General features: G+C 68.4%; 10 protein-coding genes and 1 tRNA gene. 6 read left to right on the top strand and 5 right to left on the bottom strand.

From position 1 onward, the window contains the following. Positions 1-3 precede the first annotated feature (3 nt). The 3 genes from ABZ664_RS32670 (at position 4) to ABZ664_RS32660 (ending at position 6,173) form a co-directional block, all read left to right on the top strand. Positions 4-1,734, top strand: a complete 1,731-nt coding sequence (locus ABZ664_RS32670) for an ABC transporter family substrate-binding protein (protein ID WP_362518552.1) — start codon at positions 4-6, stop codon at positions 1,732-1,734. A gap of 90 nt (positions 1,735-1,824) precedes the next feature. Then, positions 1,825-2,205 (top strand): DUF3224 domain-containing protein, encoded by a 381-nt coding sequence (locus tag ABZ664_RS32665; RefSeq protein WP_362518549.1) that lies wholly within the window; start codon positions 1,825-1,827, stop codon positions 2,203-2,205. Positions 2,206-2,528: 323 nt separating this feature from the next. Further along, complete coding sequence (locus ABZ664_RS32660; protein ID WP_362518546.1) at positions 2,529-6,173, top strand: CARDB domain-containing protein; 3,645 nt, start codon at positions 2,529-2,531, stop codon at positions 6,171-6,173. An 89-nt stretch (positions 6,174-6,262) separates the two neighbouring features. Here ABZ664_RS32660 and ABZ664_RS32655 read toward each other — a convergent pair whose 3' ends face one another. From ABZ664_RS32655 to ABZ664_RS32635, 5 genes are all read right to left on the bottom strand, one after another. Further along, positions 6,263-7,783 carry a condensation domain-containing protein gene (locus tag ABZ664_RS32655; RefSeq protein WP_362518541.1) on the bottom strand — a complete coding sequence of 507 codons (1,521 nt, stop codon included), beginning with the start codon at positions 7,781-7,783 and terminating at the stop codon, positions 6,263-6,265. A gap of 450 nt (positions 7,784-8,233) precedes the next feature. Further along, the gene (locus ABZ664_RS32650; protein ID WP_362518536.1) at positions 8,234-9,583 is read right to left on the bottom strand and encodes a cellulose binding domain-containing protein; all 1,350 of its coding nucleotides are present in this window, start codon (positions 9,581-9,583) and stop codon (positions 8,234-8,236) included. 574 nt (positions 9,584-10,157) lie between these two features. Next, positions 10,158-10,230: transfer RNA gene (locus ABZ664_RS32645), tRNA-Ala, on the bottom strand. Positions 10,231-10,377: 147 nt separating this feature from the next. Next, on the bottom strand, positions 10,378-11,904 hold the full coding sequence (locus tag ABZ664_RS32640; protein WP_362518531.1) for a von Willebrand factor type A domain-containing protein: 1,527 nt from the start codon (positions 11,902-11,904) through the stop codon (positions 10,378-10,380). A gap of 99 nt (positions 11,905-12,003) precedes the next feature. Further along, positions 12,004-12,537, bottom strand: a complete 534-nt coding sequence (locus ABZ664_RS32635) for a TIGR03086 family metal-binding protein (RefSeq protein WP_362518526.1) — start codon at positions 12,535-12,537, stop codon at positions 12,004-12,006. Positions 12,538-12,602: 65 nt separating this feature from the next. On the opposite strand from ABZ664_RS32635, the gene ABZ664_RS32630 reads away from it, so the two are divergent. The 3 genes from ABZ664_RS32630 (at position 12,603) to ABZ664_RS32620 (ending at position 16,967) form a co-directional block, all read left to right on the top strand. Beyond that, on the top strand, positions 12,603-14,375 hold the full coding sequence (locus ABZ664_RS32630) for an asparagine synthase-related protein (protein ID WP_362518520.1): 1,773 nt from the start codon (positions 12,603-12,605) through the stop codon (positions 14,373-14,375). Next, a complete protein-coding gene (locus tag ABZ664_RS32625; protein ID WP_362518514.1) occupies positions 14,372-15,157 on the top strand; it encodes an AraC family transcriptional regulator in 786 nt (261 codons plus the stop codon). The genes ABZ664_RS32630 and ABZ664_RS32625 overlap by 4 nt, the downstream gene beginning before the upstream one ends. 877 nt (positions 15,158-16,034) lie before the next feature. Next, the gene (locus tag ABZ664_RS32620; protein WP_362518510.1) at positions 16,035-16,967 is read left to right on the top strand and encodes a hypothetical protein; all 933 of its coding nucleotides are present in this window, start codon (positions 16,035-16,037) and stop codon (positions 16,965-16,967) included. Positions 16,968-17,237 lie beyond the last annotated feature (270 nt).

Below are 17,237 nucleotides of genomic sequence, written 5' to 3'. Positions count from 1 at the left end.
GCCGTGTTCCACGCACGAAGGCCGGGAGGGTTTCTCGCGCTGCTCGCCGCCGGCTCGCTTCTGCTGGGCGCCTGCGCGGACGACGGCACGGCGGACGACCCCACGGCCTCGGAGTCGGGTCCACCGAGAGAGACCATCACCTACGCCTACGAGCAGGAGTTCCACTCCTACAACAACAACACCACCGCGGAGAACGCCACGCGCAACGCCGCCCCGCTACAGCGGGTGCTGACGGGCTTCTGGTTCTACGGCGAGAAGGGCGCGATCACTCCCGACAAGGACTTCGGGACGTACGAGAAGATCTCCGACGACCCGCTGAGCGTCAAGTACACCATCAACGACAAGGCGGTCTGGTCGGACGGCACCCCCATCGACTGCGACGACGTCATGCTGTGGTGGGCCTTTCGGTCCGGCAAGGTCAAGGGCTTCGCCTCCGCCGACACCACCGGCCTTCGGGACACCCGGATCCCCGACTGCGAGAAGGGCGGCAGGCAGTTCACCCTGGTCTACGACAAGCCGTTCGCGGACTGGGTGGCCGGAGGACCCGGCGCGACCGAGATGATGCCCGCCCATGTGGTCGCCAAGCAGGACGGCCTGTCGGAGGAGGAGTTCATCGCGGCGGTCAGAAGTGCCGACTCGAAGAAGATGGAGAAGGGCATCAGGTTCTTCAACGACGGCTGGGTCTCCGAGGGCAGACTGCCCGACGCCGAGCTGATCCCGTCCTCGGGGCCGTACAAGCTCTCCAAGCTGGACGCCGGGCAGCGGCTCACCCTCGTCGCCAACGACAGGTGGTGGGGCACCCCCGCCGCGACCCCGACGATCGTCGAGCGCTTCATCACCCTCGACGAGCAGGCCCAGGCGCTGCAGAACCGCGAGGTCCAGATCGTCGAGCCCCAGCCGGGGCCCGACGTGCTCAGGCAACTGCAGTCGCTGCGGGGCGTGAAGGTCGGCGTCTTCGAGAAGTACACCTACGAGCATCTGGACTTCAACTTCGACTCCAGCCCGTTCAGGGACAGGAGGCTGCGTGAGGCGTTCGCCAGGTGCGTGCCCAGGCAGCTCATCGTCAACACCCTGATCGGACCCGTCGCGCCCGCCGCCAAGCCCCTCGAGGTCCGCACCGTGGCCCCCTTCCAGGCCAACAGCGCGGCGGTCGTCGCGGCCAGCGGCAGCGCGGGCCTGTACGAGCGGCAGGACATCGCGGGCGCCAGGGCGCTGCTGCGCAAGGCCGGCAAGACGGGCCTGGAGGTGAGCATCGGCTACCAGACCCCGAACCCGCGCCGTACCGCGGCGGTCCAGCTCATCATCGAGGCCTGCGACAAGGCCGGTTTCAAGGTCGTCGACAAGGGTTCCGAGGATTTCCTCGGCAACGTGTTGCCGAACAACGGCTACGACGTGGCCCTGTTCGCCTGGTCGGGTTCCGCCCTGGTCAGCGGCTGGGCCTCCAACTTCACCTCGCCGGGAAAGTGCGACGCCCAGAACAAGGGGAGCAACAACGGCTGCTACTCCAGCGAGCAGGTGGACCGCCTCATCGCGAAGCTGAACTCGACGGTGGACCTGGAGGCCCAGAACCCGATCATCGGCGAGATCGAGAAGAGGCTCTGGAGCGACCTGGCCACCATCCCGCTCTTCCAGCATCCGGGCCTCAGCGCCTGGGACGAGAAGCTTCAGAACGTCGTCCCCAACCCCGCGCAGTCGACCATCACCTGGAACATGGACAAATGGCAGCTCTCATAGCGGATACGGCGCGGATCCGTACCTGACATCAGACGTCAGGTACGGTCGCCAGGATTGGCGCGAGATCCGGAACTCCACATGGGAGCACACATGCCTCGCGCCACAGGAACCTTCACCATCGACAGCTGGGAGCCGCAGACCTACGACGAGGCCGAGGGGGCGGCGCTCACCCGCGTGCACCTCACCAAGACCTTCGACGGCGACCTGGTCGGCACCAGCACCGCCGACATCATCACCGCGATCCCCCGGGTCGAGACATCGGCGGCCTACGTGGGCTTCGAACGCTTCACCGGCACCGCGCACGGCCGCGAGGGCACCTTCGTGCTCCACCACACGGCCGGGGAGGCGGGGCTGAGCTGGACGATCCTTCCCGACTCCGGCACCGGCGAGCTGCTGGGCATCCGGGGCGGCGGCCAGATCGTCAACGACGGCGGCGCCCACTCCTTCCACCTCGACTACGAGCTGGGCTGAGAACGCCTCCTCTCGCGCGCCGGCTTCGCACCCGGCGCGCGAGAGGGGCTCACCACCCTTTTGTCGGTTTTGGTGACATGTCACATCTCGCGTCAAGCCAATCGAGAAAGCCGCTTCCCCGCCGTTGACGCGCCCGTAGCACGTATGTAACCTTTGGCCAACACCACGCAAGAATATTGCAAAGCTCTGTTCGTTTTCTTGCTACTCATCGCAACTCTCCAGGGATGCACCGCGTCGTGCACCTGCCCCCCATTACGTGTGCGGTGAAGGTCCCACCTTCACGCCTCGGCCCCGCCGTGCCCGACGAGAGAAGAAGAAGGCGAATGAGAATGCTGTACAGACCGTTACGGCTGGTGGCGACCATGGTCGTCACCGGCTTACTCCTCGTCGTGGGGTCGGTCGTCCCGGCCTCCGCCGCGGCCGGACCCAATCTGTCGCCGGGCAAGGCGACCCTGGCGAGCGGCTCCACGGGCGGCTACCCGGTGTCCGCCGTCAACGACGGAAACCCGGACACCTACTGGGAGAGTCCCAACAACAGCTTCCCGCAGTGGGCGCGGATCGACCTCGGCACCGCCACGAGCGTCGACCGGATCGTGCTGAAGGTGCCCCCCGCGGCCGCCTGGCAGACCCGCACCCAGACGCTCTCGATCCAGGGCGGCGCCGACGGCAGCACCTTCAGCACGGTCGTGGCCTCGGCGAACCACACGTTCAACCCGGCGACCGGCAACACGGTCACGATCGACTTCGGTGCCGCGACCCACCGGTACTGGCGCGTCACCATCACCGCGAACACCGGCTGGCCCGCAGCGCAGATCTCCGAGTTCGAGATCTACGGCACCGCCACCGGCGGCGACGACCAGCGCCCGACGGCCCCCGGCAACCTCGCCTTCACCCAGCCCGCCGCCGGCCAGATCAGGCTGACCTGGAACGCCTCCACCGACAACGTCGGCGTCACCGGATACGACATCTACGCCGACAACCAGCTGCGGGGCAGCGTCGGCAACGTGCTGACCTACACCGACAACCAGCCGGCGTCGGCGACCGTGACGTACTTCGTGCGGGCCAAGGACGCGGCGGGCAACCAGTCGGCCAACAGCAACTCCGTGACCCGCGAGGGCACCGGCACCCCGGGATCCAACCTGGCGATCGGCAAGGAGATGACCGAGTCCGGCCACGTGCACTCGTTCGTCGCCGCGAACGCGAACGACAACAACCTCTCCACCTACTGGGAGGCCAACTCCGGCGCGTTCCCGAACACACTCACCGCCAAGCTCGGCGCCAACGCGAACGTCAGCTCCGTCGTGCTGAAGCTCAACCCCGACTCCACATGGGGGACCCGCACGCAGAACATCCAGATCCTGGGCCGCGAGCAGAACGCCACGGGCTACACCAGCCTGGTGTCGGCGCAGAACTACACGTTCGCCCCGGCCTCCGGCGGCAACTCGGTGACGATCCCCCTCAACGCCACCGTCGCCGACGTCCAGCTGAGGTTCACCTCCAACAGCGGCGCGCCCGGCGGGCAGGTCGCCGAGTTCCAGATCTTCGGTGTCCCCGCGCCGAACCCCGACCTCACGGTCACGAACCTCTCGTGGACTCCGGCGTCCCCGAACGAGACCAGCGCGATCACGCTGTCGGCCACGGTCAGGAACGCGGGCACCGCGCCCTCCCCCGCCGACAGCGTGAACCTCAACCTCAACGGCACTCCGGTCGCGACCGTCGCCGTCCCCGCGCTCCCCGTCAACGGCACCGCCACGGTGACCCACAACATCGGCACCCGCGGCGAGGGGAGCCACACGGTCAGCGCCAGGGTGGATCCGGACAACTCGGTCTTCGAGCAGAACGAGGACAACAACACCCTCACCGCGTCGTCACCGCTGGTGGTCTCGCAGGCTCCCGGCCCCGACCTGCAGGTTCTCGGCGTCACCTCCAACCCGCCGAACCCGGCCGTCGGAGCGCCGGTCACGTTCACCGTGGCGGTGAAGAACCGGGGAACCACCGCGACGGGCGCGACCACGGTCACCCGTGTGACGGTGGGAGGCACCACGCTCAACGCCAACACCGCGTCGATCGCCGCGGGCGCGACGGTCAACGTGGCCGTGAACGGAAGCTGGACCGCCACCGGCGGCGGCGCCACCGTCACCGCGACCGCCGACGCGACCAACGCCGTCGCCGAGACCAACGAGAACAACAACACGTTCTCGCTGTCGATCGTGGTCGGGCGCGGTGCGGCCGTCCCATGGGTCGAGTACGAGGCCGAATCCGCCGACTACCAGGGCACCCTGCTGGAGACCGACCCGCTGCGCACCTTCGGGCACACCAACTTCGCCACCGAGTCCTCGGGCCGCAAGTCGGTACGGCTGAACAGCACAGGTCAGTTCGTCGAGTTCACCTCGACCAACCCCTCCAACTCGATCGTGGTCCGCAACTCCATCCCCGACGCGCCGGGCGGCGGTGGCATCGAGGCGACCATCAGCCTCTACGTCAACGGCACCTTCTCGCGGAAGCTCACCCTCTCCTCGCGCCACAGCTGGCTGTACGGGAACACCGACGGCCCCGAGTCACTGTCGAACACCCCCCAGGCCGACGCCCGGCGGTTGTTCGACGAGTCGCACGCGCTGCTCTCGCAGACCTACCCGGCCGGCACCAAATTCCGGTTGCAGCGTGACGCGACCGACACGGCCGCCTTCTACGTCATCGACCTGATCGACCTGGAGCAGGTGGCGCCTCCGACGAGCCGACCGGCCGAATGCGCTTCGATCACCGACTACGGCGCGGTGCCCAACGACGGGCTCGACGACACGGCCGCCATCCAGCGGGCGGTGACCGACGACCAGAACGGCGTCATCGGCTGCGTGTGGATCCCGGCGGGACAGTGGCGGCAGGAGCAGAAGATCCTCACCGACGACCCGCTGAACCGTGGGCAGTGGAACCAGGTGGGCATCAGGAACGTCACGATCCGCGGCGCGGGCATGTGGCACTCCCAGCTGTACACCCTGACCGAGCCGCAGGACGTGGTGGGCGGCATCAACCACCCGCACGAGGGCAACTTCGGCTTCGACGTCGACAGCAACACCCAGATCTCCGACATCGCCATCTTCGGCTCCGGCCGCATTCGCGGCGGAGACGGCAACGACGAGGGCGGGGTGGGCCTGAACGGCCGGTTCGGCGAGAACACCAAGATCACAAACGTGTGGATCGAACACGCCAACGTGGGTGCCTGGGTCGGCCGCGACTACGACAACATCCCCGCCCTGTGGGGTCCGGGCGACAACCTGCTGTTCAGCGGCATGCGTATCCGCAACACCTACGCCGACGGCATCAACTTCACCAACGGCACACGGAACTCGCGGGTGTTCAACTCCTCGTTCCGCAACACCGGCGACGACGCCCTCGCGATCTGGGCCAACCAGGCGGTGAAGGACCGGGTCGTCGACAACACGCACGACAACCACTTCGTCAACAACACCATCCAGCTGCCCTGGCGGGCGAACGGCATCGCGATCTACGGCGGTTACAACAACTCGATCGAGAACAACCTGATCTACGACACCATGAACTACCCGGGCATCATGCTGGCGACCGACCACAGCCCCCTGCCCTTCTCGGGGACCACGTTGATCGCCAACAACGGGCTTTACCGCACAGGTGGCGCCTTCTGGAACGAGGATCAGGAGTTCGGAGCGATCACGTTGTTCCCGCAGGGCGGTGACATCACCGGCGTCACCATCCGCGACACCGAGATCCGCGACTCGACCTACGACGGCATCCAGTTCAAGACGGGCGGCGGCAACATGCCGAACGTCGCGATCACCAATGTGAGGATCGACAGGTCCAACAACGGGGCCGGCATCCTCGCCATGAGCGGCGCTCGCGGTAACGCGACGCTGACGAACGTGACCATAACCAACTCGGCCACCGGCGACATCGTGCGACAGCCGGGGACGACCTTCGTGATCACCGGCAGCTGACCCCCTCAGGTCCGGCACGTGAGGACGACAGGTCATGCGGCGTGCACCCCGGGAAGAACATCGGGGAGCACGCTCATGGCCGGTCGTTCTCAGCCGACGGTCCGCACGTAGTCGCTGGGGGCGACGACACCGTGACGCCCTTCGCGCAGGACCACCTCGACCACCGCCCTGGCGGCAGCGGAGAGGTCGATGTCACGCCCGACCCGCGCGATGAGCCCGTCGCCGACGGCCTCGATCCGCGCGACATCGGAGCCGAGGGCGAGATCCACCGCGGCCTGAACACCGGAGAGATCGACCCAGCACGAGCGGGCACGCACCCAGCCCGGTCCCCGTTCCGCCGGAGGGATCCCGAAGTCCGCCGGATCGACGTCGCCGTCCGCGGCGGCGACGACGAGCCGCTCGACTCCGCCGAGGATGTCGGCGGTCTCGTCGGCGGTGGCCAGTCGGGCATCGAGGCCGAGCCCGCAGCCGAGCTTGCCGTCCAGCCGGTAGATGTCGAACTCCGCGGGAGCGCCGAACACGCGATCGCCCACGCCGGGTTCCACGCCGGCCCTCGGCAGGATCGTATGAACGTGGCCGCTCGTGTTGTTGACGACCACGTCGCGGTGACAGCGCATGCCGCGGGCCCGTTCCGCCGCGCCCATCGTCTCGTCCAGTCGGACCGGGTCGTATCGGCCGTACCTGTAAGCCGTCAGGGCGGCGGCGTTCGTCCGCTGGACCGACCTCAGGAACGAGGAGGAGGCGCTGAAAGGAATGATCGTATCCTGGGCGAGCGTGCCGACGTAGTCGCGCAACTCCGGGGAGAAACGGTTGTTGCACAGGCAGTGCAGCTGACATTCCGGCTCTTGGGTCCAGCTTGTCAGAAGCGCCGCGAACGCGGCCATCACCACCGCCGACGGCTGCGCGCCCGTCTTCGCCGCGACGTGGACCACCGCCTCCGCGGCGACCTGGGAGCCCAGCAGGACGTGATGATGGCCGCGGGCCTCGGGAAAGCGGAAGGGCAGACCGAGCGAGCACAACGGCCTTTCCGCCAGCTGACGGGCCCAGTATCCGGTCGCCCCCTCCAGCTGGCGCTGCCCGGCCGGGGTGAGCTCGTAGGTGGCACGGTCGGCGGGATGGTACACGGCGGAAGGAAGCCGCCGATCCGCCAGCAGCGCGGCGAGTTCGGCGCGCAGAATCGTCATCGCCGACAGGTCCGCCGCCACGTGCGACACGTGCAGGACGACCAGGAGCGGAGATCCCGATCGGGTCACCACATTCGCCCTCACCGGGAGGTCGACGGCGGGATCGAAAACCCTGCCCGGCAGGAACCAGTCCTGGTGAGTGCCCGTGGCCTCGACCACCCTGGCGATGAGCGTCCCCGACGCGTGCACGAACTGCTCGCCGTCCCGCAGGAGGGTCCGCAGTGCCTCCTGACGACCGATCAGCGCACCCAGCGCCGCACCGACCGCGTCCATGGTGCTTCCCCGGGGCACACGCACAACCGTTGACAGGATGTCGGCCGGCCCCGGCAGATCCGGGCTGATCCAGCTCAGCACATTCCTCTGACCGGTCGTTATGGGCCATCGGCCCGATCGGGAGCCGGAGAAGCGAACTTTCAGGTCATTCATCTCCGGCCACTACCGGTCATCGCGGTCCTCCTTGCCGGGGGACCGCACAAAAAACCGCATAAAATCCCGCGCGTATTCTCCGGCGCGCGTTCCTGCCGGAGGTGGTTGTCCTGGTGAGTCGACCCGCCGCGTCGACAGTTTCCGCCGCGGCCGAACGGCTTGTTCAAGCCTTCTCCTTCGCACCCACCACGTTGCCGTCGAGACACACAGCAATATGGCACTCGACCAAATTTCTGGTCGAGTGCCATATTGAGGGTCGTCGTCGATCGGCTCGCTCCCGATATCGGTGAAAGAATGCTAAGGAGCGCCATTGGGAGCGTCAAGACGGTGAGCGATATTCGACTTCTTCTCTTTTCCGCCCCGGGCCGGGACCTCCCCGGCCCGGCCCTGCGGAGCGAGGACACCGTCCGGGGCGGACATAACGCTCCGGGAAATCGGCTTCACGGCCGTTCAGACGTTGATCTTTCCTGCTCCCGCACCGGAGGTGACGATGGACTTGACGGCGGACGCTCCATCAAGACCGTAGGAATACGGGATGGAGGCCACCGAACCACCCTGCTGCCCGCTGCCGGAACCGGTCAGATGGTTGTTGCGGGCCACCAGGGTGCCGGGTCCTGACGCGGCCTCGCCCAGGTGGTAAGGGTCGGGGACGTTCTCGAAGTAGTTGCCCTCGACCAGCACACCGGCGCCCTGAGTGGAGGCGACCCCGTATCCCCTGACGTTGGAGTAGTAGTTGTTGTAGACGTGCACCGGGTTGCCGAAGCGCACCCGGGGGTTGCGCTGGTTGGTGCCGTCGAGCCAGTTGTGGTGGTAGGTCACGCGCAGGTGGCCCCTGTCCTCGGAGCCGTTGTCGTCGCTGTGCCCGAGCAGCATGGCCTTGTCGTGGCTGTACAGGCGGTTCCACGACACGGTGACGTAGTCGCTGGCGCGCTTGATGTCGATGGCGCCGTCGTAACCGTTGGACAGCGTGTTGTGGTCGATCCAGACCCGGGTCGAGTACTGGACGTTGATCGCGTCGTCGTCCCAGTTCCTGAAGGTCAGGTTCCGGATGATCACATTGGACGCGTTGGAGACGTTCAGGCCACAGCCGACGATCGTCGCTCCGGAGTTACCGATGATCGTCTTGTTGGAGCCGATCCTCAGCATGCCCGAGCAGGAGATCGTGCCCGACACCCGGATCACGGCCGCGCCCGTCCCCGAGGCTGCACTCGTCAGGGCCGACGCGCTCGTCACCGTGGTGGCGGCCGCACTGCCACCACCGGTCGTGCCTCCCCCCTGGGTCGCCCAGCCGACCAGACCGGTGGTGTTGGGCGGCGGAGGCGTCGGAGTGGGGGTGGGTGTGGGTGTGGGGTTCGGCGACGGCGGGTTGGTGACCGAACCGGTGCACGCGACCCCGTTGAGAGTGAAGGAGGTGGGCACCGGGTTGGATCCGCTCCAGGTGCCGTTGAAACCGATCGTGGTGGCGGCACCGGTCGCCAGAGCGCCGTTGTAGGCGGCGTTCGCGGCGGTCACCGTGCTACCGCTCTGGGAGAAGGTCGCGTTCCAGCCCTGCGTCACGGCCTGTCCGGCCGTAAACGACCATTTCAACTGCCAGCCGTTGAGCGGGTCCCCCAGATTGGTGATCGTGACGCTCGCGCCGAACCCGTCGCCCCATTGGGAGGCCACCGAGTAGGCGACCTGGCAGCCGGGCGCCGCGGAGACCGACGCGGCGGAGACCGGCGCCGCGACCAGGCCCGCCGCCAGGCAGAGGATTCCCGCCGCGCTCCTGAGGATCGCCGGTCCTCGTTGTCGCAAGATCATGTTCTTGCCTCCCTCTTGGGCGCAGGACCGGAGCCGAACGCACTGAAACCCCAGGTCATTCACATGGTTTCGGTGAGCCAAGTTCACTTAACCCTTTAAGTCAAGGCATCCCTTCCGGGCCGGATCCGGCCAATCAGCCTGGCATGGAAACACCACATCTCGGCCAAAGGCGCACGACGCCCGCCGTGGACGCCTTCTGGCTGCTCGGAAGGGGAAGGTCATCCCATTGCCGACCCCTCAAGATGGTTGTCAAGGCCCTTTCGGTTCGTTCTCAGACCTCGCCCGCGCACGAAATCCCGAAGAAACTTTCATCACCGCCATGGGGCCACGCGAATTAGTGCAGAGCGTGGACAAATTTCCAGGAACGAGCCGACGGCGACACCGTACGGAATGCGCAAGAAGCGTCGCCGCCCCTTGATCACTCAAGGGCCGGCGCGATAATTCCCCGCTCCAAAGCTCACCCGAAGCCCGGCCGGCGATCGCAAGACCTCGGAAACGACGAAATCCCGCCCGATCAAGCGATCGGACGGGATCTCGTCGACCGTCACTGAGCTGACTCAAGAACGGTCAGAGGTGGAGCTATGGGGATTCGAACCCCAGACCTCCTCCATGCCATGGAGGCGCGCTACCAACTGCGCCATAGCCCCTCGTCGATGCCCCGGGCCTGACCCGGCGACCACGCCAGTGTATAGGAGATCACCCCGCACCCTGTAACCGGCGTAACCGGCGCGGGCCGCCCACGAGGCCGGCTCACGAGGAGCCGGCCCACTCGATCATGGAGTGCCTACGGGTGCCTATCGGAGCGACGCGGCCTTCTCGATCAGTTCGGCGAGCTCGGTCACCGCGGGGTCCTCGGTGGAGGCGGCCAGGCGGGTGGCGTGGGCGGCGAGATCACCGGGCGTGGCTCCGGCGATCCCCTCCCCGGTGCGGAGATACTCGGCGAAGCCCGCGGCCACCACGTCGACCTGGAACCTCGGCGTGGGCCCCTCCCACGGCGAGGTCGCCAGATCGCCCGCCGCGAGGGAGCGAGAGGCCTCCGCCGGGTCGCGGGTGTCGGGATCCTGCCAGCGCACGGTGGCGGTGGCCAGCTGTCCCGACGACCCCCCGCGCAGCCGGAGCTCGTACAGGGCCGTCACCGAGTGGCCGGGGCCGATCTCTCCGCCGTCCTTGCTGTCGTCACGGAAGTCCTCGGTCGCGAGCCGCCGGTTCTCATAGCCGATCAGGCGGTAGGACTCCACGACCGAGGGGTTGAACACGACCTGCGCCTTGGCGTCGCGGGCGCGCAGGTCGATGTTGGTGGCGAGCTGCTCGACGAAGACCTTGCGCGCGTCGTCGACGGAACCGACGTAGACCGCGGCGCCGTCGCCGTTGTCGGCGAGCCGCTCCATCAACTCGTCGCCGTAGTCACGGCCGACGCCGACACACAGCAGGGTGATCTTCTTGGCCGCGGCATCCTCGACCCGGTCGAGGATGCCGCGCCAGGTGGTGTCGCCGACGTTGGCCAGGCCGTCAGAGAGGAGGATGACGCGGTTGACGGCCACCGCTCTGAAGCTCGCCGCAGCCTCGGCGTACCCACTGGTCAGCCCCGCCTCCAGGTTCGTGGACTGCTGGGTGACGAGGCGTTCGACGGCGGCGTGGAGCTTCTCCTTGTCGGTCGCGGGGGTCATGGAGAGGATGACGTCCGCCTCGTCGCTGAAGGCCACGAGGGAGATCTGGTCGCCGGGTCCGAGCTGGTCGACGAGCTTGTGCAGGGCATCCCTCACCAAGTCGAGCCTGCCCGGCTCGCCCATCGAGCCGGACACGTCCACCACGAAGGTGAGGTTCGCCGGCCGCCGGGCCTGCGCGCTCGCCCTCCGAGTCTGCAGGCCGACACGGAGCAGCGCGGTGCCGTTTCCCGGGGTGCGGGCGCCGTCCATGTGCACGGTGAAACCGTCGTCCTCGGGTTCCGCGTAGTCCTGGGCGAAGGAGTTGACGAACTCCTCCGGCCTGACCTGGCCCGCCTCCGGCAACCTGCCCTCGGTGAGGGTCCGTTTGCTGTAGCCGTACGAGGCGGTGTCCACGTCGAGGGCGAAGGTCGAGATCTGTTCGGCGGAGGTGTCGCGCCTCCGGGTGGCCTCGCTCCTGGGAGTGGCCCGGACTTCGGACTCGGTTCCTGCGGAACTCTGATCTCCGGCCTCGGGGGCGGCGTCCGAGGGCATGGACGGGCCCGCCCTTCCGGATTCCGGCATCGGCTGACTGCCGGATCCGCCGCAGGCGGCGACGAACATCAGGGCGAGCAGCGCGAGCACGGCGAGGACGATGGTGAGCGGACGTGACTTCATGTCGCCTCCTGGGGATGCGTGTCATCCCCTACGACGACTCCTCTCCGCGGTCCGCCGGGAGCTTGACCCAAGCGAGCGCTAACCGTGTTCGGCGCGTGATCAGGGTTTCCAGGCCGGGTCCCGCCCGCTGATCCCGAGCGCCCGCTCGAACGGCGAGGCGTCGCGTGCCACGGGCACCTCCTCACCGAAGACTCCCAGGCGCCGTCCCTGCGGCGCCATCCCCTCGACGAAGGCGGCCACGACCTCGCCGGTCGCGGTGTCCACCGTGTAGTCCTGACCGGTGGCCCTGGCCAGGTCCCAGCCATGGATCACCGTGTCGCCCAGCACCAGCTGGAGCACCATGGCCATGGGCATCCCCATCGCGGGACTGGTGCCCTCGGTCACCCCGGGTTCCGACCAGGCGGCGAGCAGCGCGGCGGCCCGGTCCGCGAAGGGGGCGTGGTCGGCGTCCTGCGACGGCGGCTGCTCGCGGCGGGCCAGTGCCTCGAACATCGCGGCCGTCCAGGCCAGGTGGTCGAGCAGCTCCCGTACGTCGAAGCCGTCGCAGGGGGTGGGCAGGCCCAGCTGGTCGTCGCGGACGCCGCGGGCGACGGCCGCCGTGCCGGTGACGGCGCGTGACAGCATCTCGTTCATGCCTGCCATGCTGTCGAGCCGAACTCACAGCTGTCTTGAAAAAACGCGTCATAGGATCCTGCAGCATGCGCGTGTATCTCGGCCTCGCGGCCAAACACCCAGGAGCCGGAATACCCGAGGCGATGCTGCACACCGTGAGGGGCGCGATCGAGAGCGCGTTCGCCGTACCGCCCGAGGTCATCAGATCCCGGGAGTGGCACCGTCCCGGGATCGCGGTGTTCTCCTGGACCAACGAGCCCGACGACTCGCGGCGTCCTCCCCTGCTGGAGACCGGCCACGACCGGGTGACCGGGGTGAACGGTTACCTGACCGCACCGGGTGACGTGAACCGGCTGGCGGCCATGCCGGTGCTGGACACCGAGGCGATCGGCGGGTGCTTCTCGGTGTTCCGGGCGACCGAGGACGAGCTGTCCGCCGCCACCGCGGTCCACAGGATCTGCCCGGTCTACTACGCCGAGACCCCCGACGTGCACGTGATCGGCAGCCGGGCGCTGCTCGTCCACCTCGCGGGCTGCGGTGAGCGCGTGGAGTGGGACGTGCTCGCTCTGCAGTCGATGGTCAGGCAGGGATACTTCCTGTCGGACGAGACGCCCTACCGAGGGGTGAGCGCGCTGCCACCGTCCTCGTCGGTGACCGTCAGGAACGGCCGGCGTACGATCGTCACGACCCCGCTCCCCACGGCCGTGCCCGCGCCCGAGTCACGCAGGCAGAAGAAACACCTCGTCCGGGAGTTGGCCGAGGCGCTTCTGGCCACGGTGGAGCCGCTGCGCACGACCAGGGAGCCGGTGAACCTCGCCCTCACCGGCGGCAGGGACAGCCGCCTGATCGCCGCGGTGCTGCACGCGGCCGGCATCCCGCTGCGCGCGACCACCAACGGCCTGGACACCCATCCCGACGTGGTCATCGCCGGGAAGGTCGCCCGCGCGCTCCGCATCGAGCACACCGTCATCCCCCCGGCCCGTGTCGAGAAGAAGGACGCGATCGTCGTCGAGCACCCCCTCGCGCGGACCTACGAGACGTTGCGCGCCTGTGAGGGTATGACGTCGGCGTACGAGTCGATCGTCGGCTACCTCCCCTACAGCGCCAAACCCACCATGTCGGGGCAGAGCGGGGAGAGCCTGCGGGCCGGAAGCCTGCTGTTGCTCCAAACCGACCTGAGCGAGAAGGCGCTGCGCCGCCGGGTGGACGTGACCTTCCTGCGAGATCCCGCGCTGTTCACCGAGGAGGCCAACGAGCACGCCCGCGAACTGGCCGAGCCCTGGCGCAAGCGGGCTCCGCTGGAGGCGCTCGACCACATGTACATCTCCTACAAGGTCGGCCGCTGGCAGGCGGGGGCGCGGGCGGGATCGCTGCGCAGAGGCGACCAGGTCTGGCCGTTCTTCGACAACCGGGTGGTCCGCGCCGCGCTGGGTCTCGACCAGACCTGGCGGCTGTCGGAGGAGGTCATCTACGAACTGCTCGGCATCCTGGCCCCGTCTCTGCGGAACATCCCGGTCGAGGGCAAGCCGTGGCGGTTCACCGCGGGGAAGCGCTACTACCCCTGGCAGCGCAGGCCGCCGGCGCTGACCGCGCAGAAGACCGGAGGGGGCGGCTGGAACTGGCGGACCAGTCCCGGCGCCGAGTTGACCGGCCTGATGCGCGACCACGTCCTCGGCCGCCTGGACCTGCTGTCTCCCATCGTCAAGCCCGACGAGGTACGTAAGCTGTTCGCCGAACCCGTCCTGAAGAAACCCACCCACGCCTGGCACCTCTACACCGTGGCCACCATGCTGGGGGGCGAGTATCCGGGCAAGGAACCACAGGGTCTGCCGAAAATCCACATCCCCATCCCGTCGTGACGGGCACGCCCGCCGACGACACCCGCGGCATCCTGAACTTCGGGGCGGCCCGGTTCCGTTACGGGCGCCACGCGTGCCACCCGGCCCTGGCCCCCTTCGTCGAGCATCACTGGATCGTCCGCTGGGAGTTGGAAGAACCGTACGAGCAGCGGATCGTGTCCCACCCATCGGTGAACCTGGTCTTCCACGAGCGCGGTTCCCACGTGGCAGGGGTCATCACCGGTGACTATCTGGAGGTCCTGAACGGCACCGGGATCGTGGTCGGCACCCGCTTCCGGCCCGCCGGTTTCCGTCCCTTCCTCGGCGCCCCGCTCTCCACGATCACCGATCTCCGCGTCCCGGCCTCCCGGATCCTCGGTCCGGACGCCGACGCGGTGACCCCGGCCGTACTGGCCGCCTCCGACGAGGAGGCGGTGCGGGCGCTGGAAGGGTTCCTGCTCACGCGGCTCCCCGTCCGCGACCCCGTCGCCGAGCGGGCGGCGGACCTCGTCGCGAGCGTGCTCGCCGACCCGGCCATCGTCCGCGTCGGCGATCTGGCCGCCCTGCACGGGCTGAGCGTCCGGCACCTGCAGCGGCTGTTCAGCGACCGCGTCGGTGTCTCCCCCAAGTGGGTGATCCGCCGTTACCGCATCCACGAGGCCGCCGAGAGAGCCGGACCCGCCACCGACTGGTCGCGGCTCGCCGCCGATCTCGGCTACAGCGACCAGTCCCACTTCACCCGCGACTTCACCGGCGTCATCGGCATGCCGCCCACCGCGTACGTCCGCCGTCTGCCGAGGTGACGTCAGCAGGCGCAGGCGGTGCCGGAAACCGGCGGGCCTTCCGCACCCCGGCATCGTCTGGCCATGCGAAACCGCATGGATACACGCGGCAGCCCCGAGGTCCGGATCCGGCCACGGAATCTTGGCGCGAAACAATCCCATAGCGTAATTTACGCTTTATCCCATCATTGTTCACCTATCCGAACAATCACAGAAACGGCGACATTAATACTCTATAAAGATACTCAAATATCCGGAGCGTAAAGAAACGCGCGCCCTCCATCAAGCTTCCATTCCAGATTTGAAGCACACTTCTACGGCCTATCTCCTGGGCGCCCCAAGAATGTCCGCGCGGAGTTTTCTCTCAACGGGAAGGGAGAAACAACGCACGTGTCTACTTTCATGAAACGGACCCTTGCGGGCGGCGCGCTCGCCGGGGCCGTCCTGCTTCTGCACTCCCCTGTCCCAGTTTCGGCCGATTCGCAACTTCAGATATCGGCGCAGGCTCGCCACGACGAAATCCAATCCGCCAGAAGCACGCAGGGGGACCCCTGCCCTGTGGTGCTTTCCAGCATTTGCACGAACTTCGTATCCCTGCCCACCGTGATCCGCAGCAGGGATGTCATAACCACCGGAGCGATCATCCACAGGGGCCTGCAGCCCACCGCGAGCGATGCGATTTACATCCCGCTGTGCAGGTGGCTGGGGCTGCCGATCTTCCTCTGCCGAATCCCTGAGGGGATCCAGGGCCCAGCAGGTCCAGCAGGCCCAGCAGGCCCCAGGGGTCCGGTGGGCCCCCGAGGCTACACAGGTCCGGCGGGCCCAGCGGGGACTGACGGCGCACCGGGACCCGCAGGCGCTGACGGCGCACCGGGACCCGCAGGGCCAGCTGGTGCCGATGGCGCACCCGGACCCGAAGGACCCGCAGGACCGGCAGGCGCTGACGGCGCACCCGGACCCGAAGGACCACCCGGACCCGCAGGCGCCGACGGCGCACCCGGACCCGCAGGACCGGCAGGCGCCGACGGCGCACCCGGACCCGAAGGCGCTGACGGCGCACCCGGACCCGCAGGGCCAGCTGGTGCCGATGGCGCACCCGGACCCGAAGGACCACCCGGACCCGCAGGCGCCGACGGCGCACCCGGACCCGAAGGACCACCCGGACCCGCAGGCGCCGACGGCGCACCCGGACCCGCAGGGCCAGCTGGTGCCGATGGCGCACCCGGACCCGAAGGACCACCCGGACCCGCAGGCGCCGATGGCGCACCCGGACCCGAAGGACCACCCGGACCCGCAGGCGCCGATGGCGCACCCGGACCCGAAGGACCCGCAGGACCGGCAGGCGCTGACGGCGCACCCGGACCCGAAGGACCACCCGGACCCGCAGGCGCTGACGGCGCACCCGGACCCGAAGGACCGGCAGGCGCCGATGGCGCACCCGGACCCGAAGGACCTGAAGGACCTGAAGGACCTGAAGGACCTGAAGGGCCCGAAGGACCCGCAGGGCCAGCTGGTGCCGACGGACTCGACGGCGCTGACGGCGCACCAGGACCCGCAGGGCCCGCAGGGCCGACAGGACCCGCAGGCGCTGATGGCGCACCAGGACCGGCAGGCGCTGACGGTGCTCCCGGACCCGAAGGACCGGCAGGACCAGTCGGACCCGCAGGACCTCAGGGGCCGATCGGACCGCAAGGCCCGCCCGGAACGGCGACAACCAGCGGAACGGCTTTCGGTTACCCGATCGTCAGTACCCACATCGTCAGGGCGCCGATTGTCACCGCCCCGATCGTCTGGGCTGCTGCCGCTCCTCCGACCATCTGCACGGCCGTGAGAGTCTGCTGAGATTTTCAGCGGTCTCATGGAAACAGGTCGATTGAGGTGTTCCCGTCCTGCGGTTCACTTCGAAGGTCCCTAGGACCGGGAGAGTGAAGTCCGGAAACGGCCGCACCGGACGGGTAACCGTCAACTGAAATACGGAGAGGTGGGGGGGGGGGGGGCCCCCCCCCCCCCCCCGGGGGGGGGGGCGGGGGGGGGGGGGGGGCGCCCCCCCCCCCGGCCACCCCCACGGGCGGGGGCGCGGGGGGGGCGGCGGGGGCCGCGG

Origin of the sequence: Streptosporangium sp. NPDC006930 (assembly GCF_040635605.1) — a bacterium.
Lineage (GTDB): Bacteria > Actinomycetota > Actinomycetes > Streptosporangiales > Streptosporangiaceae > Streptosporangium.
Note: the sequence above shows the minus strand (reverse complement) of the source record. Positions and strands in the feature narration are given on the sequence as shown.

Coding starts and splice junctions, on each gene's coding strand:
- ABZ664_RS32640 (WP_362518531.1), bottom strand. CDS start 11,904: ATGAAGTCACGTCCGCTCACCATCGTCCTCGCCGTGCTCGCGCTGCTC.
- ABZ664_RS32655 (WP_362518541.1), bottom strand. CDS start 7,783: ATGAATGACCTGAAAGTTCGCTTCTCCGGCTCCCGATCGGGCCGATGG.
- ABZ664_RS32620 (WP_362518510.1), top strand. CDS start 16,035: ATGGCGCACCCGGACCCGAAGGACCCGCAGGACCGGCAGGCGCTGACG.
- ABZ664_RS32630 (WP_362518520.1), top strand. CDS start 12,603: ATGCGCGTGTATCTCGGCCTCGCGGCCAAACACCCAGGAGCCGGAATA.
- ABZ664_RS32635 (WP_362518526.1), bottom strand. CDS start 12,537: ATGAACGAGATGCTGTCACGCGCCGTCACCGGCACGGCGGCCGTCGCC.
- ABZ664_RS32650 (WP_362518536.1), bottom strand. CDS start 9,583: ATGATCTTGCGACAACGAGGACCGGCGATCCTCAGGAGCGCGGCGGGA.
- ABZ664_RS32665 (WP_362518549.1), top strand. CDS start 1,825: ATGCCTCGCGCCACAGGAACCTTCACCATCGACAGCTGGGAGCCGCAG.
- ABZ664_RS32660 (WP_362518546.1), top strand. CDS start 2,529: ATGAGAATGCTGTACAGACCGTTACGGCTGGTGGCGACCATGGTCGTC.